Origin of the sequence: Paracoccus jiaweipingae (genome assembly GCF_044335505.1) — a bacterium.
Classification (GTDB): Bacteria; Pseudomonadota; Alphaproteobacteria; order Rhodobacterales; family Rhodobacteraceae; genus Paracoccus.
The window spans coordinates 174,332-198,367 of the sequence record NZ_JBISBS010000003.1 but is presented as its reverse complement, the minus strand read 5'-3'; the positions used below and the strand labels follow the sequence as shown (position 1 = coordinate 198,367).

32 protein-coding genes are annotated in these 24,036 nt (G+C 63.7%); 8 read left to right on the top strand and 24 right to left on the bottom strand.

Annotated elements, in window-relative coordinates:
• Positions 1-12 precede the first annotated feature (12 nt).
• The 17 genes from ACFXP9_RS07185 to ACFXP9_RS07105 all read right to left on the bottom strand — a co-directional run bounded on the left by ACFXP9_RS07185 (position 13) and on the right by ACFXP9_RS07105 (position 13,675).
• Positions 13-993 (bottom strand): contractile injection system protein, VgrG/Pvc8 family, encoded by a 981-nt coding sequence (locus tag ACFXP9_RS07185; RefSeq protein ID WP_397207048.1) that lies wholly within the window; start codon positions 991-993, stop codon positions 13-15.
• 4 nt (positions 994-997) lie between these two features.
• Entirely contained in the window at positions 998-1,204 is a 207-nt protein-coding gene (locus ACFXP9_RS07180; protein ID WP_397207050.1) for a tail protein X, read from the bottom strand.
• Positions 1,201-1,656, bottom strand: coding sequence for a phage tail protein (locus ACFXP9_RS07175; RefSeq protein ID WP_397207052.1), 456 nt, complete (start codon positions 1,654-1,656; stop codon positions 1,201-1,203). Before ACFXP9_RS07175 ends, ACFXP9_RS07180 begins: the two co-directional genes overlap by 4 nt.
• The gene (locus tag ACFXP9_RS07170) at positions 1,649-5,053 is read right to left on the bottom strand and encodes a phage tail tape measure protein (RefSeq protein WP_397207054.1); all 3,405 of its coding nucleotides are present in this window, start codon (positions 5,051-5,053) and stop codon (positions 1,649-1,651) included. The genes ACFXP9_RS07175 and ACFXP9_RS07170 overlap by 8 nt, the downstream gene beginning before the upstream one ends.
• A gap of 136 nt (positions 5,054-5,189) precedes the next feature.
• The gene (locus ACFXP9_RS07165; protein WP_397210117.1) at positions 5,190-5,456 is read right to left on the bottom strand and encodes a phage tail assembly protein; all 267 of its coding nucleotides are present in this window, start codon (positions 5,454-5,456) and stop codon (positions 5,190-5,192) included.
• Positions 5,457-5,469: 13 nt separating this feature from the next.
• The gene (locus ACFXP9_RS07160) at positions 5,470-5,976 is read right to left on the bottom strand and encodes a phage major tail tube protein (RefSeq protein WP_397207058.1); all 507 of its coding nucleotides are present in this window, start codon (positions 5,974-5,976) and stop codon (positions 5,470-5,472) included.
• A 14-nt stretch (positions 5,977-5,990) separates the two neighbouring features.
• Positions 5,991-7,163, bottom strand: a complete 1,173-nt coding sequence (locus ACFXP9_RS07155) for a phage tail sheath subtilisin-like domain-containing protein (RefSeq protein WP_397207060.1) — start codon at positions 7,161-7,163, stop codon at positions 5,991-5,993.
• 13 nt (positions 7,164-7,176) lie between these two features.
• Positions 7,177-7,812, bottom strand: a complete 636-nt coding sequence (locus ACFXP9_RS07150; RefSeq protein ID WP_397207062.1) for a hypothetical protein — start codon at positions 7,810-7,812, stop codon at positions 7,177-7,179.
• Positions 7,813-7,816: 4 nt separating this feature from the next.
• The gene (locus ACFXP9_RS07145) at positions 7,817-8,530 is read right to left on the bottom strand and encodes a pyocin knob domain-containing protein (protein ID WP_397207064.1); all 714 of its coding nucleotides are present in this window, start codon (positions 8,528-8,530) and stop codon (positions 7,817-7,819) included.
• Positions 8,530-9,174, bottom strand: coding sequence for a phage tail protein I (locus tag ACFXP9_RS07140; RefSeq protein WP_397210115.1), 645 nt, complete (start codon positions 9,172-9,174; stop codon positions 8,530-8,532). The genes ACFXP9_RS07145 and ACFXP9_RS07140 overlap by 1 nt, the downstream gene beginning before the upstream one ends.
• Positions 9,167-10,096: a baseplate assembly protein gene (locus ACFXP9_RS07135; protein WP_397207068.1), complete on the bottom strand. Its 930-nt coding sequence runs from the start codon at positions 10,094-10,096 to the stop codon at positions 9,167-9,169. The genes ACFXP9_RS07140 and ACFXP9_RS07135 overlap by 8 nt, the downstream gene beginning before the upstream one ends.
• Complete coding sequence (locus ACFXP9_RS07130; protein WP_397207070.1) at positions 10,093-10,446, bottom strand: GPW/gp25 family protein; 354 nt, start codon at positions 10,444-10,446, stop codon at positions 10,093-10,095. The genes ACFXP9_RS07135 and ACFXP9_RS07130 overlap by 4 nt, the downstream gene beginning before the upstream one ends.
• Positions 10,443-10,907, bottom strand: a complete 465-nt coding sequence (locus ACFXP9_RS07125) for a phage baseplate assembly protein V (protein WP_397207072.1) — start codon at positions 10,905-10,907, stop codon at positions 10,443-10,445. Before ACFXP9_RS07125 ends, ACFXP9_RS07130 begins: the two co-directional genes overlap by 4 nt.
• The gene (locus ACFXP9_RS07120; protein ID WP_397207074.1) at positions 10,904-11,410 is read right to left on the bottom strand and encodes a hypothetical protein; all 507 of its coding nucleotides are present in this window, start codon (positions 11,408-11,410) and stop codon (positions 10,904-10,906) included. Before ACFXP9_RS07120 ends, ACFXP9_RS07125 begins: the two co-directional genes overlap by 4 nt.
• Before the next feature lie 8 nt (positions 11,411-11,418).
• Complete coding sequence (locus ACFXP9_RS07115) at positions 11,419-11,829, bottom strand: hypothetical protein (RefSeq protein ID WP_397207076.1); 411 nt, start codon at positions 11,827-11,829, stop codon at positions 11,419-11,421.
• 14 nt (positions 11,830-11,843) lie between these two features.
• Entirely contained in the window at positions 11,844-12,779 is a 936-nt protein-coding gene (locus ACFXP9_RS07110; RefSeq protein WP_397207078.1) for a phage major capsid protein, P2 family, read from the bottom strand.
• A complete protein-coding gene (locus tag ACFXP9_RS07105; protein WP_397207080.1) occupies positions 12,776-13,675 on the bottom strand; it encodes an XkdF-like putative serine protease domain-containing protein in 900 nt (299 codons plus the stop codon). The genes ACFXP9_RS07110 and ACFXP9_RS07105 overlap by 4 nt, the downstream gene beginning before the upstream one ends.
• A gap of 150 nt (positions 13,676-13,825) precedes the next feature.
• On the opposite strand from ACFXP9_RS07105, the gene ACFXP9_RS07100 reads away from it, so the two are divergent.
• Genes ACFXP9_RS07100 through ACFXP9_RS07065 form a run of 8 tightly spaced genes read left to right on the top strand, consistent with a single transcriptional unit; the run spans position 13,826 to position 19,729 of the window.
• Complete coding sequence (locus ACFXP9_RS07100; protein WP_397210113.1) at positions 13,826-15,088, top strand: phage portal protein; 1,263 nt, start codon at positions 13,826-13,828, stop codon at positions 15,086-15,088.
• 14 nt (positions 15,089-15,102) lie between these two features.
• A complete protein-coding gene (locus tag ACFXP9_RS07095) occupies positions 15,103-16,839 on the top strand; it encodes a terminase large subunit domain-containing protein (protein WP_397207084.1) in 1,737 nt (578 codons plus the stop codon).
• Positions 16,836-17,258, top strand: coding sequence for a hypothetical protein (locus ACFXP9_RS07090; protein ID WP_397207086.1), 423 nt, complete (start codon positions 16,836-16,838; stop codon positions 17,256-17,258). Before ACFXP9_RS07095 ends, ACFXP9_RS07090 begins: the two co-directional genes overlap by 4 nt.
• A 44-nt stretch (positions 17,259-17,302) precedes the next feature.
• Positions 17,303-17,872, top strand: a complete 570-nt coding sequence (locus ACFXP9_RS07085; protein WP_397207088.1) for a lysozyme family protein — start codon at positions 17,303-17,305, stop codon at positions 17,870-17,872.
• Between the two features lie 56 nt (positions 17,873-17,928).
• A complete protein-coding gene (locus ACFXP9_RS07080) occupies positions 17,929-18,678 on the top strand; it encodes a glycoside hydrolase family 19 protein (protein ID WP_397207090.1) in 750 nt (249 codons plus the stop codon).
• The gene (locus tag ACFXP9_RS07075) at positions 18,678-19,079 is read left to right on the top strand and encodes a hypothetical protein (protein ID WP_397207092.1); all 402 of its coding nucleotides are present in this window, start codon (positions 18,678-18,680) and stop codon (positions 19,077-19,079) included. Before ACFXP9_RS07080 ends, ACFXP9_RS07075 begins: the two co-directional genes overlap by 1 nt.
• 12 nt (positions 19,080-19,091) lie before the next feature.
• Positions 19,092-19,526 carry a DUF1353 domain-containing protein gene (locus ACFXP9_RS07070; protein ID WP_397207094.1) on the top strand — a complete coding sequence of 145 codons (435 nt, stop codon included), beginning with the start codon at positions 19,092-19,094 and terminating at the stop codon, positions 19,524-19,526.
• Positions 19,526-19,729 carry a hypothetical protein gene (locus ACFXP9_RS07065; RefSeq protein ID WP_397207096.1) on the top strand — a complete coding sequence of 68 codons (204 nt, stop codon included), beginning with the start codon at positions 19,526-19,528 and terminating at the stop codon, positions 19,727-19,729. Before ACFXP9_RS07070 ends, ACFXP9_RS07065 begins: the two co-directional genes overlap by 1 nt.
• A 54-nt stretch (positions 19,730-19,783) precedes the next feature.
• Here the strand turns inward: ACFXP9_RS07065 and ACFXP9_RS07060 are convergent, their stop codons facing one another.
• The 7 genes from ACFXP9_RS07060 to ACFXP9_RS07030 form a co-directional block, all read right to left on the bottom strand.
• The gene (locus ACFXP9_RS07060; RefSeq protein ID WP_397207098.1) at positions 19,784-19,948 is read right to left on the bottom strand and encodes a hypothetical protein; all 165 of its coding nucleotides are present in this window, start codon (positions 19,946-19,948) and stop codon (positions 19,784-19,786) included.
• Entirely contained in the window at positions 19,945-20,535 is a 591-nt protein-coding gene (locus ACFXP9_RS07055) for a BRO-N domain-containing protein (protein ID WP_397207100.1), read from the bottom strand. The genes ACFXP9_RS07060 and ACFXP9_RS07055 overlap by 4 nt, the downstream gene beginning before the upstream one ends.
• Positions 20,536-20,798: 263 nt before the next feature.
• The gene (locus ACFXP9_RS07050; RefSeq protein ID WP_397207102.1) at positions 20,799-21,275 is read right to left on the bottom strand and encodes a hypothetical protein; all 477 of its coding nucleotides are present in this window, start codon (positions 21,273-21,275) and stop codon (positions 20,799-20,801) included.
• A gap of 29 nt (positions 21,276-21,304) precedes the next feature.
• A complete protein-coding gene (locus ACFXP9_RS07045; RefSeq protein ID WP_397210111.1) occupies positions 21,305-21,688 on the bottom strand; it encodes a hypothetical protein in 384 nt (127 codons plus the stop codon).
• Positions 21,673-23,037: a hypothetical protein gene (locus tag ACFXP9_RS07040; protein ID WP_397207106.1), complete on the bottom strand. Its 1,365-nt coding sequence runs from the start codon at positions 23,035-23,037 to the stop codon at positions 21,673-21,675. Before ACFXP9_RS07040 ends, ACFXP9_RS07045 begins: the two co-directional genes overlap by 16 nt.
• A 5-nt stretch (positions 23,038-23,042) precedes the next feature.
• Positions 23,043-23,309, bottom strand: a complete 267-nt coding sequence (locus ACFXP9_RS07035; protein WP_397207108.1) for a hypothetical protein — start codon at positions 23,307-23,309, stop codon at positions 23,043-23,045.
• Positions 23,310-23,501: 192 nt separating this feature from the next.
• Complete coding sequence (locus ACFXP9_RS07030) at positions 23,502-23,996, bottom strand: regulatory protein GemA (protein ID WP_397207109.1); 495 nt, start codon at positions 23,994-23,996, stop codon at positions 23,502-23,504.
• Between the last annotated feature and the right edge of the window lie 40 nt (positions 23,997-24,036).

The following is a 24,036-nucleotide window of genomic DNA, read 5'->3' as shown; positions in this document are numbered from 1 at the left end:
CCGCTCGCTTGTCTAGCTGACCTCTGATTTGGGCTTCTCGGTCTCAATCGATGTGGTGAAACCACCGCCCCCGATCTGGTGCTTGGCGCTGGTGATCGACCATAGCCCCGCCACCCCGATCCGAAACCCGAGCGCGAGGATTTGACCCTCGGCGGCGATCAGCGGGTTACCCGGCATCGTCATGCTCAGGGTGTCGTTGCCCCGCTTGATCTTGTCGAGCTCGGCCTTGGCCGCGCGCTGGGCCTCTTCCTTGGTGGCGTAGGTGTGGCGCAGCTTCTTGATCGGCGAGCCTTCACCCTCGGTCACCTTCTCTTTCTGCCCGGTTTCTTCGTTGTGCCAGTTGGCCTCGACCGATCTGAAATCGCCGCGCGTGGCAAGCGTCATTGACCAGGAGAGCTTGCCCGATCTGGTGATGGGCAGGGGAAGCATGGGCAGTCCGCTCGCGGTCTTGCCCTCGCCCTTGCCTATAAAGAGGAGTGTCTGCCCCTTCACCGTGGCCAGCGCATCGTGCTCCTTGGCGATCCGCATGAGGAAGTTGAGATCGCTCTCATCGGTCTGATCGAGGTGCTCATAGAAGAAATCGGCATAGGCCTCGGCCACCTTCGGCTCCAGCCCGTGCTCGCCCGCGATGGTGCTCACGATCTCCTCGATGGTCTTTTCATCCCAGTTGCGGGTTTTCTGCTCCTTGATCGATCCGCCCAGGTTGGCGGCTTTACCCCGGATCGTGACGGTATCGGGCGGGCCTTTGGCCACCACCTCATCGGCGGTGTAGATGCCCATCGGCACCAGGAATGTCTCCTTATACCCCATCAACACGACCAGCGGCGCACCAGGCAAGGGCAACTCGATGGCGTTATCCCGATCATCGAGGGTGATCTCGACCTGATCGGACTTGAAGCCCGCCTCGTCGCTCACGGTGAGACTGAGGAGGCGATCCTTGATCTGGGGTGTGATGTTGATGCCAGCGGCGATCACTTTGAAATCAGGTGTCATGCGATCAATCCCATAGCCGGATTGTGGGGCGCTCCTGCGCGGTGTCCTCGATCTCGGGCAAGTTGATGATCAGCCCCGAGGGCAGCACCGGGCCGAGGGCGGCAAGGCCGGGGTTGGCGGCGAGCACATCCTCCACCTGGTGCGGCGTGTCGCCATAATGCTTGGCGCAGATCGCATCGAGCACATCGCCATCCTTGGTGCGATATTTCATACCAACCTCGCCAATGTTGAAAGCGCGGCCAAGGCGAGGCCGAGCCCACCGATACCACCCTGATCCTCACCATATTCCTTGAGCGTCATGGAGAAGTTGATCACACGCGGGCTCCCATCGCCCATGAGCTCGCTCTTGGTTTCCTCGATCTTGAGGATCACCCAGGTGCCCAGCACGAAACCGCCATAGCCCTCCAGGAGCACCAGAGGCTTGCCGCCCGCCGCCTGGGCGCGCATCGCGTCCACTTGATAAAGCCCGCCTTTCCAATGGGGCAGGATTTCACCCGAGAGCGTGATCTGATCGGCCCCAGGCCCTACATATTGCTGGGCGGGCTTGCGCCCGATCCGGTCAAGCTCTTTCCATCGATATTCCGAGCTGCGCTTGAGCTGTTGATAGGCGGCGGTGTCCAGCATGAAGGGATAGGCCCCGAGCATCATCATCACCTTAGTCATGCAGGAGCCTCCTCAGATCGGCTTGCGCACGCTCCTCGGCGGCGATGAGCTCCTGACGCACGGTGTTGCGCACCTCATCCATATCCACGCCCCTCTCGAAGCTCATGGGCATGTTGTATTGCGGCGAAAGCGTGATCGGCCCGCGCTGCATGGTGGGTCCAGCCGCCGCCGCGACGGTGGCCAGCGCAGGCACCGGGCTTGTACCCAGCCCCTCGAAGCCGATGCCACTCACCAGATCGCGGGTGCGGCTGGCCATATCGAGCATGCCGCGCAGGGCGCGGTTGTGCGCGATGAAGCCGCCCTCGGTGGCATAGCGTAGCTCGGGGCCTTGCTCGCCGGTCAAGAGCCAGCCGGGCTTATACCACCCGCCGCTGGCGCGCGCCTGGACCGGCGCGGGCGCGCCCGAGAGGGCCACGTTGACATTGGCGTTGCCGGGGAGCGCGCTGCGGATCGCGGCGCTCATAGCGGCGGCGGCGGCGCGCACCTCGCCGATCTGGGCGCGAATGCCCGCCGCGATGGAGGACGCGATCCGCGCGCCCTCGGTGGTCAGATCGATGCCTTGGACAATTCCCACGATCTGGCTGATCGCGGATTGCACCGCCGCGATGGTCTCGGCGGCGGCGGCTTGGATCGCCGATAGCTTGGCCGATACCGCATCGATATCCTCCATCGGCGGCATTTGCGGCGCGGGAGGTTCGGGCAGGCTGAAGGTGTCGAGCTGGCCGGATTTATCGATCATCTGTTGCGCGATCTCGGCAAAGCGCCCGCCTTCCTCGACCACCGCCGCGAGGGCCTGGCGGTAAGCATCGAGGGTGATTTGCTCAGCCTCCAGCGCCTCGGTGAGCGCCTGACCTTGCACAAAGTCTCGCCCGATGCCGTTTTCGGCCAGGGCATCGAGCTGCCCGAAAATCCGCTCCACACCGCGATCACCGCTCAGCGCGGCCAGCGCGGCGCGCGCACCATCGATGGCAATCGTGATGGCCTCGCCCACCTTCTCGCCCACGGCGGCGGCGGCGGCGATGATGCTATCAAAGATGCCCTCCAGGGTCTCCCAGCCGCGCTCAACAATACCCACCAGGCTATCGATAGCCCTCGACATTGCTGCGCTATCGACCAGACCGCTCCACTCGATGCTGGTGATCCCATCCCACACCTTGCTCGCCGTGCCCGAGACAAAGCCCGTCACCGCGTTCCATGCGGCGCTCAGGTCCTCGGAATTGACCAGGCCCGCCCATGAAAGCGGGCTGAGTGCATCCCAGAGATCGCCCACTACACCACCGATGAACCCGGTGACGCCGCTCCAAGCGGTGCGCAGCCCCTCAAGCGTGAGGAGGTTGCCCCAATCGATCCCGGTGATCCCCGCCCAAACCTGGCTTGCGGTGCCAGTAATGAAACCCGTCACCCCCGCCCAAGCGGCGGCAAGATCATCCGATTTGACAATCCCGGCCCAGGATAGCGGGCTGAGCGTATCCCAGAGCGTGCCGAGCACGCCGCCGAGAAAGCCAGCGACGCCAGCCCAGGCCGCGCGCAGGCCATCGAGAGTGAGAAGGTTACCCCACTCGATGCTGGTGATGCCCTCCCAGAGCTTGCGCGCGGTGCCGGTGATGAAGCTGGTGACCGCCGCCCAGGCGTTTGCCAGGTCCTCGGATCGCACGATCCCAAACCAGGCAAGCGGGCTGAGCGCATCCCAGAGGTTGCCCAGCACGCGGCCCAGGAAGCCGGTGACCGCGCTCCAGGCGGATCGCAGGCCATCGAGGGTGAGAAGGCTGGCCCAGTCAAAGCCGATCACGCTATCCACGGCACTGGTGATCCAGTCCACCGCGCCATCGAAGGCATCAACAACCTGCGCCCAAAGGTCCTGGAAAAAGGCCGAAATCGGCTCCCAGTATTTATAGATGAGGAAGGCTGCACCCGCGATGCCCATGATGATCGCGCCGATGGGGTTGGCGATCAGCGCGCGCCCGATGAACATGACCGCCTTGCCCACCAGGGGCAGCACCAGACGACCAAGCCAGAGAAGCCAGCGACCCGCACCGGCCACCCATTTGCCCACGTTGAACACGGCAAGGCCGAGCCGCGTTGCCCCATAGCTCATCATCGCCCAGCCGCTCACCAGCGCGCCCGCGCCGATCAGGATGGGGGCCACAATCGCCGCCAGCGCGCCCAGGCCCGCCACCACCGCACCGATCCCGGTGACCAGCTCGGGGTTGGCATCGATCCAGTCAAAGGCGGTGGCGATGAACGCATCGATCACCGGCAAGAGCCGCTCGACCACGGGTAGAAGCCGCTCGCCGATCTTTTGGCGCAGCACGTCCATTTTCTGGGAAAGGAGCACCATCGCCGCATCCCAGTTGCTATCGGCGGCACGGGCCATCTGTTCGGTGAACGCGGCCCCCTGATCCGCCGCATCGCCCAGGGCCTCGGCATTGGCGCGCACCGCCGCCTCCTGGCCATAGAGGGCGTTGATCATTTTCATGGCTTCATCGGTGCCAAAGGCATCCTTGATCTCAGCCGCCTCGAAGGCGTCAAGGGTCTCGCCATAGCGCGCCCTGAGATCGGTCAGGATATCGGGCATCGCGCGAAGTTGGCCATTCTCATCGAGGATGCGCACGCGCACCGGGCGCTCGGCGGTGACAGCCATCTCGCCGAATTTTTCATGCGCGCGAGCCGCATTGGTCGCGAAAGCGCGCAGCGCTGTGCCCGCCTCACCGGCCTGCATTTGCTGTTGCATCATGCCCAGGAGCGTGAGCTGCTCGGTCATTTGCATTCCGAGGTTGACCGCCCCCGCGCCAGCCGTCTCGATGGCTTGTTGCATCGCCGCGCCATCGGTCTTGAACTGTTGCACCGAGGCGGAAAGCGCAGCCCCGAACATGTTGCCGAAATCGGCATCGCTCATGGCCGCATACTGGTCTTTGAAGATCCCGTATGAGGTCGCAAAAAGCGAGGTCATTTGCTCGGCCTGGCCCTTTGTCGCCTTGGCCACCAGCATGGCGGCGGCGGTCATATCGGCCACGCCCTGATCGGTGAGCGAGCTGATCCCGGACTTGATGTCATAGGAGGCGCGCACAAAGGCATCCGCCGTGATCCCGGCAAGCTGGGTCTGCATCTCATAGCCGCGTTGCACCACGGCATCGAGATCGCGCACGCCCAGCGTGGCCAGCTCGCCCTTGGCGCGCTCGACCTCTCGGATGCTATCGGTGAAGCCGGTGACCAGGCGTTGCGCGCCATAGGCGATCCCGGCTGCGGCGGCACCACCGCCCGCCAGCTTCATGGAGAGCTGGAGGCGGCGGTTCATCCGTTCCGAGGCGCGTGCGATAGTCGCTTCCGCATCCCTCAGCGGTGCCGAGAGCCGGTCGGCCAGGCTCACCAGGACATCGACACCAACGGTAGGGATCATCGCTTCTCTCGCTCTTTCTCAAGGTAGGTTTTGGCGTCCTCGAAGGTTTCGAGGAGCTCTTCCACTGGCAACTCATCGATCTCGGATGGTTGCCAGTGGAAATGGCGGCTCATGAAAAGGGCGACCGGGCGCAGCCTTACGGGGTCTGTTCCCCCGATGCGCCCATAAACTCCCCCACCTTGGCACTCACCGCGCCAAAGTCCTCGGTGTCGAGCTCTTCCACCAGCTTGGGCGACACCTCGGCCAGATCGGCGATCATGTGAATGGATTTCTCCATGTCGTCCTTGTGCTTCTGGGCCTTTTTCATGTCGCGCATTTTCGGGCGGCGGATGGTGATCTCGGTGATCTCCTCGCCCTCGAAGGTGAAGGGGTATTGCAGGGTGATGGTTTCGCTATGTGCCATGTCTCAGCCCTCCTCAGCGCGCGATATTGGTGCGGTGTTGCGCCAGGAGGTCATTGTCGCGCACGCGGAATACCATGTTCTCCTGGTCGATCTCGAAGAGCTCCACCCCATCGCGCTCGCGCTTGTAGTAGCGCAGGCTCATATCGAGCTTGAGCGGCACGCCCTCGCCATCCTTCCACTCACCCTCATCGAGGACCTTGAGGAAACCGCGCATCTTGATGTTGTGCGCGTGGGTGGCCCCGTCGCCATCCTCGGTCGAGCCCTTGATGGTGAACGGGATCAGAGCGCCCTCGGTAATGTCGAGGGTCTCATAGAGGTGCGGATCGAAGCCCTCGAAAGTGAGCTTGGCCATCAGCGCATTGGCCAGGCGCGCCATACGCACCTCGATGGGGCCAGCCATACCCGCCGCGTTGAATTCGCGGGTGGCCACCTCGATCTTGGGCACCTCAGCCGCCGAAATGACACCGGCATAACCGTAGCCATCGACAAAGCCATTCATGAATTTCAGAAGATCACGCATCGTGAAAGCCCTCCTTAGGCCGCGTTAGGCAGGACCTCGGAGAGGTAGCCGTTGTTGATCATGGAGCGGAAAGTGATGTGCTCGGCGGTGGGCGTTTCGACCCAATCATAGTCGAAATAGACCTGGCCCGCTTCGAGTGCCTCGGGGGTGTTGAGATCGGGATCGGCCCAGCATTTGAAGCCCACCAGCGCACCCACGGTGATCATGCGCCGCCCGTAGGCGTTTACGCCTTCGATCACATCCTCGAAATAGGTGCGATCCGCATTGCGGTCCACTGCCCAGAAATGCGCCTGCATGATGCTTTCGTTGATCATGTCGGCGATCCGGCGGCGCTTGAGGAAAGCCCACTTGGGATCGGCGCTGAGCGTGCGATTGCCCCAGAGACGATAGCCATCACGCTGGATGATCGTGGTGACCTCGTTCTCATTGAGGATGTTCGCGCGCGAGGTCGCATCGCCCAGGGTGAAATCGATGGGCCGGGCGGTGCCCAGGATACCATCGATCAGCCGGTTGGACGGCGAATGCCAGAAGCCGCGCTCGGCATCCGATTTGGCGATCACACCCGCCACGCGGGCCGAGGCCGGGCGGATGATCTCGGTGGAGGTCACGGTATCCCAGACCTTCACCCAGGGATCGACCAGGTAGATGCGATCCGAGCCGAAATTGTCGCGGTAGGCGATGGCGTCGGCATCGTTGGAATTCGGGCCATCGGCGATGATCACGGCGCGCAGCTTGGTCGCAATCGAGATCAGATCGGCCACCACCGCTTGCTCCTGGGAGAACTCGGGCACCACCAGGATGCGCGGGGCAACGCCCAGCTCGCTCTCGGCGGTAAGGAGCACCTGGAGCCCCTCGGGCAGGCCGGTGATCGCATCGGTGCCGCCGATCACGTTGGAAAGCGTTGCGGCATCATCGATGCCCTCTTCGACGCGCACGACAACCACGATGGCCCCGGCCTGATCGAAGATATCATCGATGGCGGGCATGAGGGTGCCAGCGTCACCCAGGCCAGCCGCTTCGCTGCGTTTTCCTGCGATCAGAACAGGCTTGTTGAGCGGGAACTTGTCGGCATCGGCGTCGGGGGCGGTGCCCACCAGGCCAATGACCGAGGAGCGCACGGTGCGAATGGGGCGCGTGCCGGTGTCGATCTCGACAACCTCGACGCCGTGGAGAAATTGCTCAGGCATGTCTTGCCTCCTTTCAGGAGCTGGGGTCTTGGGTTTCGTTGGTGAACTGCGCGACCGCCGCTTTGGCATCCGCGTCAAGCTGGGTGAAGGCGGCGGTGATCTGGCCGCTCACCTGGTCGAGAGGCACGGCCTCATCGGTTGCGGCCATGATGGCGGCGCGAGCCTTGGCTCGCAGACCGGCGGCGACACCGATCAGCGCGAGAAAGGCGTCTGCTTTGGCGATGATCTTCGCGGCCAGCTCGGCCTCTGTGATGCCGCCGCCATCGGCCTCGGCGGCGAGCATGGCCGCTTGGCCAGGCGTGGCGGTGCCTGCCTCGAAAGCGCGGGAGGCCTCTTCTTTCGGCTTCCAGGTGTCACGCTCCTCGATGGTCGCGCCACCCGTCAGCGCGCGCAAATAGCGGGCATGTTCGGCATCGATTTTTGCAAGCGCGCTCCGCCGCTGATCTTCGCGGCTGGGTGGCGGCGGAATGTAAGGCGCGACAGCGGGCGCGGCACCGCTCAGGTCAACATGGTAAACCTGCGTGCCACCAGTATGCCCCGCCCAGGCATCGTCCGGGATGTCCACGACCGGAGCCGGGATGTCGGCATGGATTGCAGGATCGTAGAAACCGACGATGCGCCCGCCTTCGTCGTAATGCGCTTTTTTCATGTTCTTAGTCTCCGATTGCGACGTATTGAACGACCGATGCCACCGGTGACCCATCGGGCTTGAGAGCGTAAAGCTTGACGCCGGTATTGGTCCGGTCCCCCTGGGACGAGATATGGACATTGGTGAGATCAGTGGAGTTTGCGTTGTCTCCCACAACCACCACCCGGCAAACATTCGGGAAGGCGATAGGGAAGGTGACCTGCCCGACTCCGCCAGAGGTGCCAAGCTGGCCCCACTGCATGATCAACCCGCTCGGGAAAATCTGATAACCAGAAAGCCCCGCGCTGAACGTTGCGCTCGCCTCGCTCCACGCCAGCGCCCACGCCGTCCATGTCGGCGTGGCGTCTGTGCGGTGGCGTGTATAGCTGCGCCCATTGGACATGAACGCGACCTGCCACGCGATCCCGTTCGCGCCCTCGACGTGTTGCAAAGCCCCCTCATATGTGGAAGCCGGACTCGCGTTATCACCGATGGCGATGCGATAGGCCCCGGAGCCGGTGAGCGCGTCTAGGTCTGCACCGGGGACACCACCGGCCTCGCCTCCAAGGCCGTTGATGGCGCTCTTGAGGTAGCTAGTGCGCTGCGCGAGCTGTTGCGCCTGCACATTCGAGATACCCTGACCAAGGGCGAGGTTCGGCGGGCCACCCACCACGGGATCGGTGGTTTCGATCTGGTAGATGCCATCCACCCAATCGGCGCTTTCGGGAAGGTCAGCCATTATGCAGCTCCATAGGAATAGGTGCCATCGTGGGCGATGGCGCGGTCAAAGAGGTGAGCCACCTCGGTGAAATAGAGGCGTTTCAGGCGGCAGCGCGCGGGGGCCACGTTGGCCAGGATACGGCGCAGCGTTTTTGATTGGGCAATGCTGATCGGACGCGGCAGGCGCACCCGATACTCGGCCCAGTGATCCGGCCCGCCGTGGTCTTCGCTCGCGTCGTAAGAGAAAGCTCCGTTGTGCGGCAGGAACTCGGCCCAGTGATCCGGCCCGCCGTAAGCCTCCGTGCCATCGAAGCGGAGCGATCCGTCATGCGCGTTGGAATAGCGGCCCTCCAGAATGACCGCGCCGCCATAGCCCGCAGCGGCAAGAGCGCGGCGGATCGAGGACACGGTGCCTTTCTTGCGATGCACCTCGATCGAGGAGGCGATAACCGCCCGCTTGGTTTCAACCGGCCAGCTTGCATCCCACTCATCGACCGACAGCGCCCAGGCCAGCCAAGGCAGGTGTCGCTCGGGGCAGGTCCACGGGTTCCAAAGCGTCTCGATGGCCCTCTCTAGGCCGATCTCGCGCTCGGCCATGATCACCTCAAGGGCGCGGGTCTGGTCGGTCGCGTTGGGCGGCAGAAGGGTGGCAAAATCAAACATCGCGGCCCCCATCGGCCAGGGTGATGCCGGTGCAATATCCGGCCTCGCCCTGGCCGATCACAAGATCAGTGGCCGGGGCGGCCAAGGTGACCTTTTGCACCCCTTCCTGGTGGAGGGCGGCAAAGATGCCCGAGAGCGTGATATCGTGCCCGAGGCGGTGATGATCGGCCACATAGGTCTCAATCGCAGCCTGCGCAGCGGCGAGCACCACGGCGCCATCCGGACCATTGTAGAAGGTCAAAGCAGCTTCGATCTGGTAGGGCACAACAGCGGCGCTCTGCACCACCACCGTATCGCACAGCGGGCGCACATCTTCGGCATTGAGCGCAGCCGCCACATCTTGGATCAGAGCTGCATCGGCAGTGCCATCGCCTTCGGTCGAAAGCACGGCAACATGGACCTCGCCGGGCGGCATGCCCTCCAGCACCGCCACATCCTTGACCAGGGGAGACGCGGAAAGCGCCCAGAAGGTATAGGAGCCGATGGAGCCTGCGGTGGTGAAGCCCTCGGGGGCGAGCTGGACGCGGGCGCGCAGGCGCTCATCATCCTCCAGCACCTCCTCGATAGGCGGGCTCACGCTGGCATCCGCCTCCTGGATCACCTGGCGCGCAACGCCATAGAAGGCGGCGAGATGGTCAAGCATGGCCCTCTCAGCAAAGGCCAGAAGGTTGCCCTTGCCTGCATCCTGGACAGCGGCGCGCAAGAGGAGCTCGCGGTAGCTATCTTCCTGTAGGAGATGCACCAGGGGCTCGCTCTCCAGCTCCAGCGCGGCGGCGAGTGCGGCCACATAGGCGGCATCGCCAAACTCTTGGGCAAGCTCGATCAGCCGGGCCTTGCGGGCGGCAAAGATCGTCTCGAAATCCGGCTGCTCGATGATCTGGGGCGCGGGGAGCCGGGTGAGATTGATCGCGGTGAAGCTCATAGCACCACCCCATCGAGCGTGATCTCGCGGCCCTCGGGCAGGTAGATGCCATCCACCGTGATCGAGAGGCGACCATCCTCCATTTCCTCGGGCAGGGCCTCAGCCTGGACACGGGTGACGCGCAGGCGGGGCTCCCACTTGCGCAACGCATCGACCGAGGCCGCGTAAATCTGGGCCAGCGTGAGGGGCGTGAGGTTCTGGTCGATCAGATCGGCCAGGCCCGAGCCGTAATCGCGGCGCATGACGCGCGATCCGATGGGCGTGATCAGGATATCCCGCACCGATTGGCGCAGATGATCGAGCCCGCTCACGGCGCGCCCATTGGTCAAGTTGAGGCCGGTGAAACTCATTGCGGCGCTCCCGTGACACTGCCAATGCTTTCGGGATGAATGTGGGTCTTGAGGCTGATCCCATCGGCGATCACATCACCATTGACGGTGACATTGCCCGGCGCGGTAATATCGACGTTGCCGCCGCTGATCGTGATCTCGACACCGCCCGGATAGACGGTCTTGAAAACACCATCCGCCGCCTGGGCGGGGTTTTTGCCATTGGCCAGGGCGCAGACAATCGCGCCATTGCGAAACTCGCCCGAGGTCGAAACCACCAGCACCTCCTCGCCAACGCTATAGCCCCAGCTCTCATGCGCATCGCCCGCGCGTCGGGTGCCCATGCGCATCCAGCCGGTGAGAAGCTCACCGATCCGCACGCGCGCCTTGGGCGGGTTGGCATAGTTGACCTCCTCGACCACGCCCATCTGGGCGATGTTGCCGAGGCGGCGGTCATTCTCATTGGTGTCGAAATCGCTCATGCCGCATCCCCCGTGACCGAGGTGTAGGCACCCGCGTGATCGGGGCCGATTTCTGGCGCTTGGCTGATCAGGAGATCAGGGCGCACGCCAGGCCCGGCATGGGCGGCAATCGTGGCCTCGACGGTGAAGCGCAGGGCGCTCGCAACCTGGGTATCGCGGATCACATCGCGCCAATCGGCCAGCACGAAACGGGCTTTTTCGCTGAGGTCTTCCAGCGGCGTCTCGGCATCAAAGCCGAAATGCACGGGCGCGGCCACCAGGTTGGCAATCAGCGGCTCGACCTCCAGCGCATCGATCTCATCGGCGCGCAGCTCGGCGCGCACCACACCCGTGAGCGTGGCCTTGCGCTCCCAATCGCCCTCGATGCCACCCGCCGAGGTGAACTTGATTTGCTCGACCGCGACCACAACCGCCTGGGCATCCCAAACGGTCTCAACCACCTCGGGAAGCGAGGCGATGAGGCGGGATTGCATCTCGGCGGCAAAGCGGGTGCGCAGGCGCATGGTGATCCTCAGACTGACATCATCGAGAGCGAGCCGAGGCTCGCCTCATCGGGCGGGGTTTCACCCGGATCGGCGGGGGTGAGCACGCTCACCAGCTCCTCGAAACGGGCGTTCAAATTCTTGACCTTCTCCTCAACCTCATCGGCATCGAGGAAGCGGTATTCGACCGATCCCTCAAGCCGCCCCACCTTGGCCGCGCCATCGAGCGCGAAGGTGTTGAGCCAGGGAAAGGCGCTGGCCAAGGCGCGCACGGTGAGCGCCTCGGCCCATTGCTCATCGAGGCCATCGGGCGCGGCATCGATGCCGGTGGCACGGGCGAGATCGCGCTGGGCAATCTCGATGTGCTTGGAAAACAGGGTTTCCGGCACCTCCTGAGGGAGGTTGGCATAGGCCCTGATTTCATCCGGTGTGATGCTCACGCCCGCGCCCTCGCTTACTCGCCGAGCACGGCAAATTGCTTCACCGCAACCTCGAAATCGAAAGCCATATCGAAGGTGTATTCGAGCGCCCGCTTGCGCGAGTGATACGCACGATCACGCCGGATATCGGTGTTCAGGCCATAGACCAGGTTGGCCATCGGCGTGAACGCGACCGAGCCTTGCGGCACCATCGGATGCGTCTCGATGGTCTTGCCCCGGAAACGGCGGGCCGGGCTGTTGCTCTGGACCTCGGAGCCGGTGACCGGCGCGTTGATTTCCTCAGCGTAAGCATCGGCATCCGCTTCGTTCATGATGAAGGAAGAGGTTGCCCGCACGCGATCATCTGCGGCCTCCATGATCGTCTTGAGCGAGGCGATCCAGCCATTGAGCGCCGGATCGATATCGACCTTAGGCGTATTGGCGGCATCACGCATGATCTGGAGCCAGCCCTTGTTGAGCCGGATGAACTTGGCCGCTCGATCCGCTCCAGCGGCATCATCGGCCACGCCGTTGAAGCCCAGATCGACGATATCGTTGCCTAGACGGGTGTTGAAGCCGGTCTCCACCTCTTTCTGGAGGTTGGGGTTGTCCTTGTTCTCGCGCAGGAAATCGAGCGTGAGCGAGGCGAAGAGCTGGACATCGAGCGCGGTCAGCTTGCAGCCGAACTCGCCCGCACCTGTCAGATCGCCATCAACGGGCTCCTGGCCTTGCGGCACGCGCACAAGCTGGCGGCGCGCGATATCCATCACATCCACATCGCGCGTCAGGCGGCTCATGCGGATCGTGGTGACCTTCGTGAGGAAGGGGTCAGCAAAAAGCATGGTGATCAGCTTGGCGGCTTCCTGGGCTTTCAGCCCGCCACCGTTGCGCAGGTCCTCGGGCTCGATGAGCCCCTTGGCGAGCGCAATGAAATCTTGCATGCGCTGGCCGGATTTCAGGGTGATGATCATGCGAAGCTCTCCTCGGCGGTGCCCGTGTTCGGGTCGGTTTCGGTCACGCCCTTGGCGAGGGCCTTGGTGATCTTGTCATCGATCTTGCCTTCCAGGGCGGTGAAGCCCTTGGCGATGGCCTTTTCGATGTCGGTTTCACCGCTATCCGCCTCAGGCGCAGGGGCCGGATCGGCGGCGGGTGCCGGTGCGGGCGCAGGATCGGCGGTGCCGCCCACGCCTGCGGATTTCAGGGCATCCTTGATCGCATCGCCCAGCTCGCTCTTGAGCGTGTCGCGCACGATCTCCTGGACTGCTTCTTTGTCCATGTCAGTCTCCTCGATGGGTTCTTGGGGGTGTGCGCCGGTCAGCGCCTTGATCAAACGCTCGACCCAGCCAGGCGCGGCGTCTTTGGTTTTCTCGGTATACCGAGGGTTGGCCGGATCATCCGGCTCAGGCTCCATGCGAGCGATCCCAGCCAGGGAGATACCGGTCAGCTCGCCGGATTTCAGTTGCTTCCAGAGATCGGGATCGCCGATTTGGATGCCCACGGCCCAGGCCCCCTCGGGTTCACCGGGGAAAAGGGCATCATCCTTGCGCACCAGCCAGCTCTCGGCCACGAAAGCCATCTCGGCGGTGAAGGAATGTTCGGTGTCGATGTTCTGGAGCCGCCCCTCGCGCATGAATTCGGCCTGCGCCTTTCGGATCGTGGCGGCATCGGCGGTGTCGCCATGCGCATCCTCCTGATCGGGGGCGTAGACGATGCCATAGGCGCGCATAAGCTCATCATCGGTTTTGATGATCTCGAAGGTCGCGGCGCGCTCGCCCGCCTTGGCGGATTTCAAGGTCAGGCCCTTGCCGGTCGCAGGGGTTTTGACCAGCGAAAGGAAGCTAACGGAAAGGTCTTTGAGCTTGGCCAAAGGATCGGCTCCAGGGCTGTTGAGTGACGTGTTGAAATCACTCTTGCCTGATCGATCCTGGTGGTGAAAGATGGGGTGCGGCCTTCTGGTTTATAAGTAAACTTTCAAAGGCTTAGGGGAATATCGCCCCAGATTTTTGCCCTGTATCTCTTGGGGCATGAGCACCAAAGAGCCCCCCAGAGTGCCGCCGAGGCGGTCACCGTTACAGTCCAGAAATCCGACATCGACGGGCTCCTAAGCGCGCGCGCCGATACCGGGCTCGATGGCGAATATCTCTGGCCCATCGAGCCGCGCGCCCTGGCCAAGCTCTATCGCGCCAGCTCCGAACATAGCCGGGCCATCCATGTGAAGGCCGAGAGCGCCTTTGGCGGTGGCCTCCTGGGCGAGGCTTCCAAGATCGAGGAGCTTTGCGATACGGGCGCGACTGAGCTTTTCACCCAGCTCGGGCTTGACCTCGAAACCTACGGCAACGCCTTCCTCCAGGTGATCCGCTCCAGCGATGGCGAGCGCATCATCGGGCTGCGCCGCCTGCCAGCGGTGACCATGAGCCGCCTGCGCGAGGGCTTTCTCCAGCGCGTGCCCAGGGCCGATGGCGACACCCAAAAAATCCGTTTCAACGCCCGCGAGATCGTGCATCTCAAGGAGCTTTGCCCCGAGGGGCGGCACTACGCGATGCCAACCTGGATCGGCGCGGCGGGCATGCTGGAGTTGGCCTATGCGGCCACCCGCTACAACGCCTCGTTTTTCAAGAACAACGCAATCCCGGAATACGCCATCACCTTCAAGGGCGTGACGCCGAGCGCCGCGCAGAAAGAGGCGATCCGCGAGTTTTTCCGCAACGACTTCCAAGGCATGGACAATGCCCACCGCACGCTCATCCTCACATCCGGCGAAGAGGGTGAGATCACCATCGACAAGCTCACGGCGGATGTGAAGGATGGCGATTTCCTCAAGCTGATCGATGCCGCCCGCGACCGCATCCCCGTGGCGCACGGCACCCCGCCGCGCATCCTCGGGATCATGTCGGCGGGTCAGCTCGGCGGCGGCGGCGAGGTTTCTGGCCAGCTTTTCATTTTCGAGCACCTCACGCTCAAGCCCAAGCGGCGGCGGATGCTTGACCAGTTGCGCCCGCTCCTCAAGGAGCTGGGTCTCGCTCCCGGTGATCCCGATGCGGGTCTCACCGAGGGTCAGGTGGCATTCCGCCCGCTCGACCTCACCCCTCCCAAAGACGATGCCGAGAACCTGCCCGAGCTGGTGCAGGCGGGTATCGTCACCCAAGAAGAGGCCCGCGCGCTCCTGCCCGCCCTCGCCAACCTCTCTGGAAGCCCCTCAGAGGGCGCAGGAGAGCCGATTGCCCGCTCGGCACCCGCCACCACGATCCAGGCGCTTGCGGCGCTCCTGGCTCGTTCCTGAGGGGCTGAGCGGCAATGGCGAAGCACCCCAAGGATCAAAACGGCGCAGGAGAGGGCCGTAGAGGGCCGAAAGGCTCTTCCGGCTACCCTGACACCAAAAAAGGCGAGAAGGCCATTCAGCGGCCAGCACAGAGTCGCTCAGGGGCATCCAGAGGGCGCGGGCGACCTGCCAAATACACCGAGGCACAGCGCGAGCAAGCCTATCTTGAATTCCTGGCGGGCGACAGCTCCACCGAAATCGCCGCCCGGATCGGATGCAGCCCACGCACGGTGCGCCATTGGATCGAGCGCGGCGAGTGGATGAGCGAGCTGCGCAAGCGGCGCGAAACCACCATCGGCCTGGAAGAACAAATCTTTCGGCTGAGCCGGGCGAAGAACCCCAGCAACGCCCAGGCGCAACGCTTGGCCATGCTTACCAAGGCTCTGGAGCGGCTCAGGAAGGCCGCGCCCAAGCCCAAGCCGCGCCCCATCGTGGCGAATGCCGTATCGACCGAGGCGCTCGCCCGCGTGCTCGATCCCGATTATGGGCTCTATGGCTACCAGGTCGAATTCCTGGAAAGCGAAGAGCGTTTCCGCATCATCCTCAAGGCCCGCCAGATCGGGTTTTCCTATGTGGTTGGGCTGGCGGTGCTTCTCGGTGCGATGGCGGGACGCCCGCAAATCGTGGTCTCGGCCTCCGAGCGCCAGGCGCAGATCATCCTCGGCTATGTGCGCCACCATGCGGCGCGCCTCGATGTGCTCCTGGAGGAGGACAAGGCCAACAAAATCACTGTGATGGGGGCCGATATCGTCGCGGTCTCCACCAACTTCCGCACCGCCCAGGGCTGGCCCGGCGATGTCTGGCTCGATGAGTTTGCCTGGGTGCGCAATCAGCGCATGCTCTGGGCGGCGGTGATCCCCTCGATCACGGCCATCGGGGGCCGCGTCACGGTATTCTCCACGCCCTTCCTGCCCGGCTCGCTCTTCTGGGAGATCGCCACCAACCACAAGAACAAGCACGATCACTGGTGGCGCAAGACCATCACCATCGAGGATGCCATCGCCCAAGGCATGCCCCTTCCAGGTGGCCTCGATGAACTGCGCATGCTCTTCGATAGCGAGAGCTGGGCGATGTTTTACGAATGCCAATGGGCCGAAAACGGCTCGGCGCTCCTGTCCTGGGAGCTCCTGCACTCGCTCACCACCGAGGCGATCATCCCTGCCAACTTTGCCCGCTTGCGTGGCGGCGTTGACGTGGGCCGGATCAACGACCGCACCGCGATTGCCCTGGTTGGCCAGGAGCATGAGCGCGCCAAGTGGAAGGATCGCTACGCGCTGATCCACCATGAGATGCACAAGGGCCTCCCATTCGATGCTCAGAAAGCGCGCATCCATGAGGTCGATGGCCGCTTCGATATCGAGAGCTGGAAGGTGGATAAGACCGGCCTCGGCATGCAGCTCGCCGAGGAGCTCCACAAGGCCGCGCCCGAGCGTTTCGAGGGGGTGTGGTTTTCCGCGCAGCGCAAGGCCAAGCTGGCGCTCAACATGCTCAAGCTGGCCGAGGAGCGCCGCCTCCTGTTGCCCAATGATCCCGATGTTCTGGCGCAGCTTCACTCGATCCAGAAGCTCACCAGCGGCACCTCGATCAAGTATGACGCCGAGCGCAGCGATGATGGGCATGGCGATCTCTTCTGGGCCGTGGCGCTTGCCGCCGATGGCCGGGCGAAACCGGGCGGCGGGGCAAGCGGCCTCGGGGTGGAGGTGCTGCGATGAGCCTGCCCCTGCAACGCTGGACGCTCCAGATCGCCGAGAAGCTGCGCGAGATCGCCACGCGCCAGGGCAACGTGCCGTTCGACAAGGGCGATCTGCGCAAGGCGCATGTTGTCGAGCCATCGGGCACCACCGATGCGATCCTCTCGGCGAATACGCCCTATGCGCGCGCCGTTCACGATGGGCGACCCGCGATCACGATCAAGCCAAAGCGCAAGAAGGCGCTGGCCTGGAAGGGTGCCCGCCACCCCGTGAAATCCGTCAATCAACCGGCACGCAAAGGCAATCCCTGGCTCGCGCGCGCCGTCGAGGACTTGGAGCGCGAGGGATTAGATTTTCTCGCGCCTGAGGTTGGCCAGGAGGTGGCCGATGAGCTCGCGCAGGCGCTGCGCGCCCGTGGGCTGAGCGTGCGCCGCCAATAGGCGGAACACTTTGTTTTTGAATGAGCCAAGAAAGGATATCGATCATGGCAAAAAGCAAGACCCAAAAGGCCACCGAGGACGCGAAAACCTCGGCCAAGGCCACCGAAACCACGACCAAGGCCGATGAGGCCAAGGCGCAGGAAACCACGGCACCGGCTGAGGATGCCAAGTCCCCCGCTACGGATGCCGCCGCGCAGGCCGCACCGGAAACCCAAGCCCAGGGCGAGGCCACGATCTTCGATCAGGCGGCGCAGTTTTGCCTCACCGGCACCAGCTCCGAGCCCGCCGAGGCGCGCGCGATCTGGGATGGCATGGGCTGCGATCAACTCCCGGCACCGCTCGCCGTGGCCGCGTTCGATTGCGCCGTGGCCCAGGGCCAGGACCTCGCGCAGCGCCTTCTCGGCAAGCTCGGCATCGATGCCGATCCCGAGAAGATCGAGGCCAGCGTGGGCAAGGCGCTCGACCGCCAGTCCGAGGGCGAGCTCACCACCGATTTCCTTGCCTGGCGGCTGCGCCGCTACGCTTTCACCGGCAATGCGGCCACCAAGATGAAAGACCATGCGTCTCACATCCTGCGGCTCCAGGCCTTCATCCTGAGCGATCTCACCGCCTGATCGCCAACCTCAACGCTGCGCCGATCCCGGCGCAGCCCTTTCAATGGAGGCTTCTCATGAAAGTCGATTTTGAACTCGGCCACACCAAGCTGATCGTGACGGCTTGCATGCGGTATGGCCTGTTGCGCAACCAAGCCGCCTATGTGCTGGCCACGGCATACTGGGAAACCGCCCGCACGATGGAGCCGGTGCGCGAGGCCTTTTGGCTCTCCGAGGATTGGCGCAAGAACAACCTGCGCTATTTCCCCTGGTATGGCCGGGGCTTTGTCCAACTTACCTGGGAGCGCAACTATCACAAGGCCGGTGCCGAGCTTGGCATCGATCTGACCACCGATCCCGATAAGGTGATGGAGCCCGAAATCTCGGCTGAAATCCTGGTGATCGGCGCGCGCGATGGCTGGTTTACAGGCAAGAAGCTGGCCGATTACATCACGCTCCAGAGCTCGAATTACCGTGGCGCTCGGCGCATCATCAACGGCACCGACAAAGCCGCCGCCATCGCCGAGATCGCCCGCGAATATGAGGAGGCGCTCCTCGCCGAGGGTTATGGGATCGAAGATGCGCCGCCCGTGATCAATGACCGGCGCGATGGCTCGCCACCCCGGCAAACGCCTGCCCAGTCGAAAACCCTCATTGCCCAGATCGCCCAATGGGTTGGCGCTTCTGGCGTGGTGGGCGCGGGCTGGTTTGGCGGTCAGTCGGAAGCCGTCCAGACCGCCATCATCATTGGCGGCGCGGTGATCGTGATCGCCGGGATCGTGGTGTTCCGCGAGCGGCTGAAACACTGGGCGGATGGGGTGCGGTGATGGCTGGTATTATCGCATTCCTGGTCAAGCTCGGTTTTGGCGGCGTGGTCGAGAAGGCCCTCGATCACATGGAGCGGCGGGCCGAGCTCGAAAACGACCGCGAGCGGCTCAAGTCCGAAACCACCGTGGCGCTGGCGCGCGAGGCCGTGAAAGAGGCCCAGATCATGGCCGATTACAACAAGGCCAAGCTGGCATTCCCGTGGTTCTGGGTGTTCGCGGGTCTCTTCATTGTGCCGCTGGCGCTTTGGTGGTCGGCGGTCATTCTCGATAGTGTCTTTGGCTTCTCCTGGTCGGTGGCCGATCTGCCCACCCCGCAAATGCAGGAATGGGCGGGTGATATGATCCGCTGGCTCTTCTATGTTGGCTCTGGTGTGGGTGCCCTGCGCGCCCTGCGCCGATGAGGGAGGGGCGTGATGTCTAGCTTTACAGATCGTCTCATCATCATGGCCGTGCCGAACACCGCAACCGGCCTGGTGCGGCTTCTCCCGCCTGGCTTCCAGCGCCCCCGCTGGGAGGTGATAGAGGGTTTCCGCTATGCGGTCGGGAGCCTCGATGCCCCGCAAGATGTGATCGAGGTGCCGGATGGGTTCCAATTCGATGGGGCCTCAGTGCCGCTTCCGTTCCGCATGCTCGTGCCGATGGCGCACCCAGATTACATCCAGGCGGCGGCGCTGCATGATTGGATGCTGGAGAGCGGGCGCTACACGCGGGCCAAGTGCGATGCCGTGTTTTTCGAGGCCCTCGGCGTGCTGGGCATGCCCGAGCTCTGGCGTGGCATCATGTTCGCCGCCGTGCGGATCGGCGCGATCCGCGCAGCTACGCGCCGCCTGATCAAGGGGGTGGTGTGATGGAGGTGAGCCTCAAAGATATCCTCACCTGGGGCGGCATGGCCATTGGCCTGGTCGCGCAATGGTTCCACCTCAAGGGCCGCGTGGCAATCCTGGAGACGAAACAGGAGATGCAGGACAAGCACCATGAGGAAAGCATGGACCGGATCACCCGCTCACTGGAGCGGATCGAGCGCAAGCTCGATGGCAAAGCCGATAAGTGAAAAGGCCCGGCGTCAGGGGCCTTTTCCAATTCTCACCGCAAATTATTCACGCCGCTATTCAGCCGCGCATCTCAGCTTGGCCTCGATGCAGGACAAGAGCGCATAAAGCCCCTCGGCGGGCACCTCGGTGCGCGGGCGGGTGTCGGCCAAGAGGTCGAGCAACCCCGCCAGCATGGCGCGCGCCTCGTTCACGGCGTCCTGTTTCTCGTGATCCTTCATGCCGCACCTCCATCGCCCAGAAGTTGCGCGCGGCGCTCTTGCGCGATCCGGCCCGGTGCGCGCGGGCCTTTGGCCACCCGGTCCAGAAGGCCGAGGCGGCGCAGCTCGCGCGCGTCCAGCGTGACCGCCGAGGGCGAGATGCCCTCGATCCGCGCGATCTCGGCATGGGTCAGGTCCTTGGCGGCGTAGAACAGGTGCCGCTCCCACCGGGGCCGCGCCACCAAAAGCGCCTCGGTGATCTGCGTCAGCCGATCCGCCCGCCCCGGCAAGGGCGTCTTGCCTTCCAGGATATCGAGCACCCAGGCGCGGAAGGCCACCGCGCGCTCAGTGTTGGCGTGCATCGCCAACAGGAGTGCTCCGCGCGGGGAGAAGACGCGCACGGTGCGGCGCTGACCCTGGGCGGTCAATTTAACCGTGCAGGTCATCTCCGGTGTGAATTCAGTCTTGTTTCGGGCGTAGACCCGCAGCAGCGAGGCAGCAGGGTCTTCGTATCCGAGCGCCGCGCCGATCTCCGGGCCGGGCATCCAGGGTGTGCCGCCTCGGTCGATGATGGTTATGGATGTATCGTGGAACGTCAAAGCGTTCATGGTGCTCTCCTACAGTGCGGGAGGGCATCAGCCCTCCGGGGGTTAAGCACATCGCTGTAGGACGATGCCCACGCGCCTTTAGGCTTTCGCCCTGGACATGCGCGCGCGGCCCCCGGAAGTCCTCAATGAAGTCGCCTTCACGGGGCGCATCCGCCTACAGGTCAGTGGTCGTTGCAAGCTGCTTAAGGCCCGCTTTCGACACCCCAGAGATGCGCCAAAAGGCAATTCGGGTCAAGTCATTCTAATTTATTTTGGTCCACGCATCACTCGCAGACTTCGGGCGATTTCGGCTGAAAAGGCCAGAAAACCTGAAACGATGGCCCGATATTCTCGCGCAGGACCATGCGTCGATCCGCGCCATCCAGGACGTTCGCTGTCGCAGCCTGCGCGAAAAGGTCAGGATGATTGAAGGCCGAAACTTCTTCGGGGTTCATCACGAAATACGCCACGACCTCACGGCTCTCACCTGGCATCAGCGGGGCCGGGAATGGAAAGACTATGCTTTCCTCGTGCCTCTCACCCGAAGTTTCCGACGACATCGAGAAATCAACCGCCACCTTGTTGAGCGAAAATCCGAGGTTGTTGGTGATCTGTGCCCGCATCTTCTTCTCGGCAATCATGTTGGATGGCTCCACCACCGCAACCGGCACCCTTTCAAAGAGGCACATCCACGTTGCCGCATCGTCTGCCTGCGCCGCCGTTGCGCCAACAATCCAAGTGCAAATCGCCAAATACTTCATATTTACCTCCTAACTGATTCCAACGTGGATCAGTTTGCACCTTCCTCGATGGGACGCCACCACCAGTGGCCGCGCGGGATCGGCGGGGCCTCTCCATGCTCATCCTCGATGAAGCCCTTGAGGGCCGCATGCTTGTCCTCCTGGAAATGGAACACGCCGAAATCCGCGTTGAAGTCCTTGGCATTGGCGCGCCAATAGGCATCGATCTCATCAAGCTCGGCTTGCTGATCGGGCGTAAGCTGATCGCGGGCCAGCTCCAGGGCCGAGCGGATGTGCAGCACCTCATCGCGCGACAGATCGAAATCGGGATCGCCGATGGTGTCATAGCAGGAGAGCACCCGATCCTTGATCGATGCGCCCGTGGCGATGATTGCGTGCCCCAGCGGGTCAATGCCTGTCAGCGTGTAAGCCATTTTCTCAGTCCTCTTGCGGGTTGTTTCAGCGCGGGCACCTCATCCCCGGTGGTCTCCAGATTGCGCCGCCAATGGTGCGAGGTGATCTTGTTCTCGGCCAGGTCCACAGCGGTCACAATGTAGCCCTCGGCCCCCTTGTCGATGCTCGACATGGGCCGCACAAAGGTGGCGTTGAGCGCCCCCCTGCGCACCGAGAGATATACATCCCGATCCCCGCGCCGGATGAGATCGATGGCCGAGGCGCTGAAAGCCTCTTGGGTCTCGATCCCAAGCCGGGCCTGGTGCTTTCGGAAATGGCCGCGCACCACCTTGGTATGCGGCCAGCTTGCCGATCTGGCGCGCTCGATCAGCGCACCCACATCCTTGCGGCTCAGGGGCTCGCGGTCATACGCGGCCACGGTCCAGCGGTCAATATCGCTATCACCGCTCCCGAAATAGGCCACCGTGATGGTGCGGCACCGGAAATGATAGGGCGGGCTGGCGGTGCCCTTGCCCAGCTTCGAGGTGGGCGTGCCCGCGAAATCGGTGCCAGCTCCGTGCATCTCCCAGGCCGCGCGGGCGGCGGGCTCGTTGCGGCGGCTCACCGCCTCCAGATAGGCATCGCGCTGGGCGCGCATCTTGGCCACCTCGATGATCCGCCCGTGCATATGGCGGCAAATCCGTGTGGTCTTATCATCGAGCTGGGCGCGCACCTGGACGCGCGTGATCCCCGCACGCTCATATCCAGACACGCGCCCCATCTCGCGGGTTTTGGTGGCGGTGTGATCGGCAAGCATCTCCCAATACACCTGGCCACGTTCCGTGAGCCCCGCGAAGTCCTCGGCGAAACGCTGGGTCAAGCCCTCGCGCGTCATGCCTTCCGTGAAATAGTCCTCCAGCGCCTTGGCAAAGAGGTTTTGGGTGTGGATGTTCCAGCTATTGCCTACCCAATACAGGTTGCCGGATTTCAGGATATCGAGCGCATCGAGATCGGGCCGCATAAAGGCGATGGCCACTCCCGTGGCCTGGCCAACCTCCTCGCCGCCCAGCCGGAAAAGCGCATCGGTCAGGTTGACCACCGGCTCGCGCATGGCCGCGCGGATCGCCTCGGCCCCCACCGATCCCTCAAGCACGCGCAGGATCGCCGCACCATCCTCCCGCGAGAAGCGGCCAGGGCCGAGATCGCGCAGGCGGTCCAGGGCATTGGCGATCCCCTCCCGCATGGCATCGCTCCAGGCGTTGCTCATGGCGGTCTGGAGCTGGCCATAGAGCTCCTCCCAGGCCTTGGCATCCTTGATCACCACCGAGCGCGCCAGGCGGCGGCGCAGGACCGTGGTGATGGCCTCCTCTGCTATGGTCAACTTGGGCATTCCCGTCAATCCTTCCCCTCGGCGCGGCGCATCCGGCGGATACACCTGTTCATGATCAGCCTGCGCTCGGCCACCAGGTCCTCGATGCCGCGCTTGCGGCGCTCGATCCTCATGTGGAGCTTGGCCAGGCGGCGCAGCTCCAGCTCGTTTGCGAACCTCAACCAGGCGGCGCGCAGCCCGAAAGGCTCCACCCTTGGGCCACCGTTGTGGCCGATCCCGGCGGGCGCTTGTGCAGCGGGTGCCGCTACACGCTCGGTCACCTCATCACGCATCAACCCTTTGCCTTTTCTGGATTTTCCGCGAATATGTCTTGCTCCTGCGGTTTCGTTTCATATCCGCGCAGGTCACGGTTTTCGATCTCTTCCCAGGTGGAGAAGCGATGCCCGCAAATCCGGCATTGCCGGTATCGTTGTTTGACGGTGCCGTTGGGCTTGGTCGCGTAGCAATAGCCGCGCCCGCCGCATTTAGGACACTGCATCGCGGCCCCCTTCCAGGTTGGCCTCGCGCTGGCGCACCCATTCCTCCAAGCCCATGATCACCTTGCTCGCCTGGGCGCGGGTGATGAAGCGGGTGGAATGCACCTTGGCGGTGCGGGTCACGAAAGAGCGCAGGCGCGCATCCTCCAGGCCCTTCTCCCAGCCCATCGAGCGCGCAAGCCCGCCGAGCTTGGCCCACTGGGCCGAGGTGGGGCGCTCGGCCCCATCTTTGCTCTGGCCGATCCCGCCGCGCTCGCGCTCGGGGATCAGGCCATCACGGCGCAACCGCTTGATCAGGTCGATCCGCTCGGGCGTGGTGAGTTTTCCCGCCGATCTCTTGCCAGAAAGGCGCTCCAGCCAGTCCTCATAGGCGTCCCGGCCATCGCCCCCCTTGGAGACATCACCGAAAAGCCGCTTGGCGGCGATGTGGATCATGGCCAGATCGCTGTTGCGGCGCTTGGGGGATGTCTTGGAATTGGTCATTTTCGGTCTCGGTCTCAGTGCAAAATCGGGGGCGATGGCT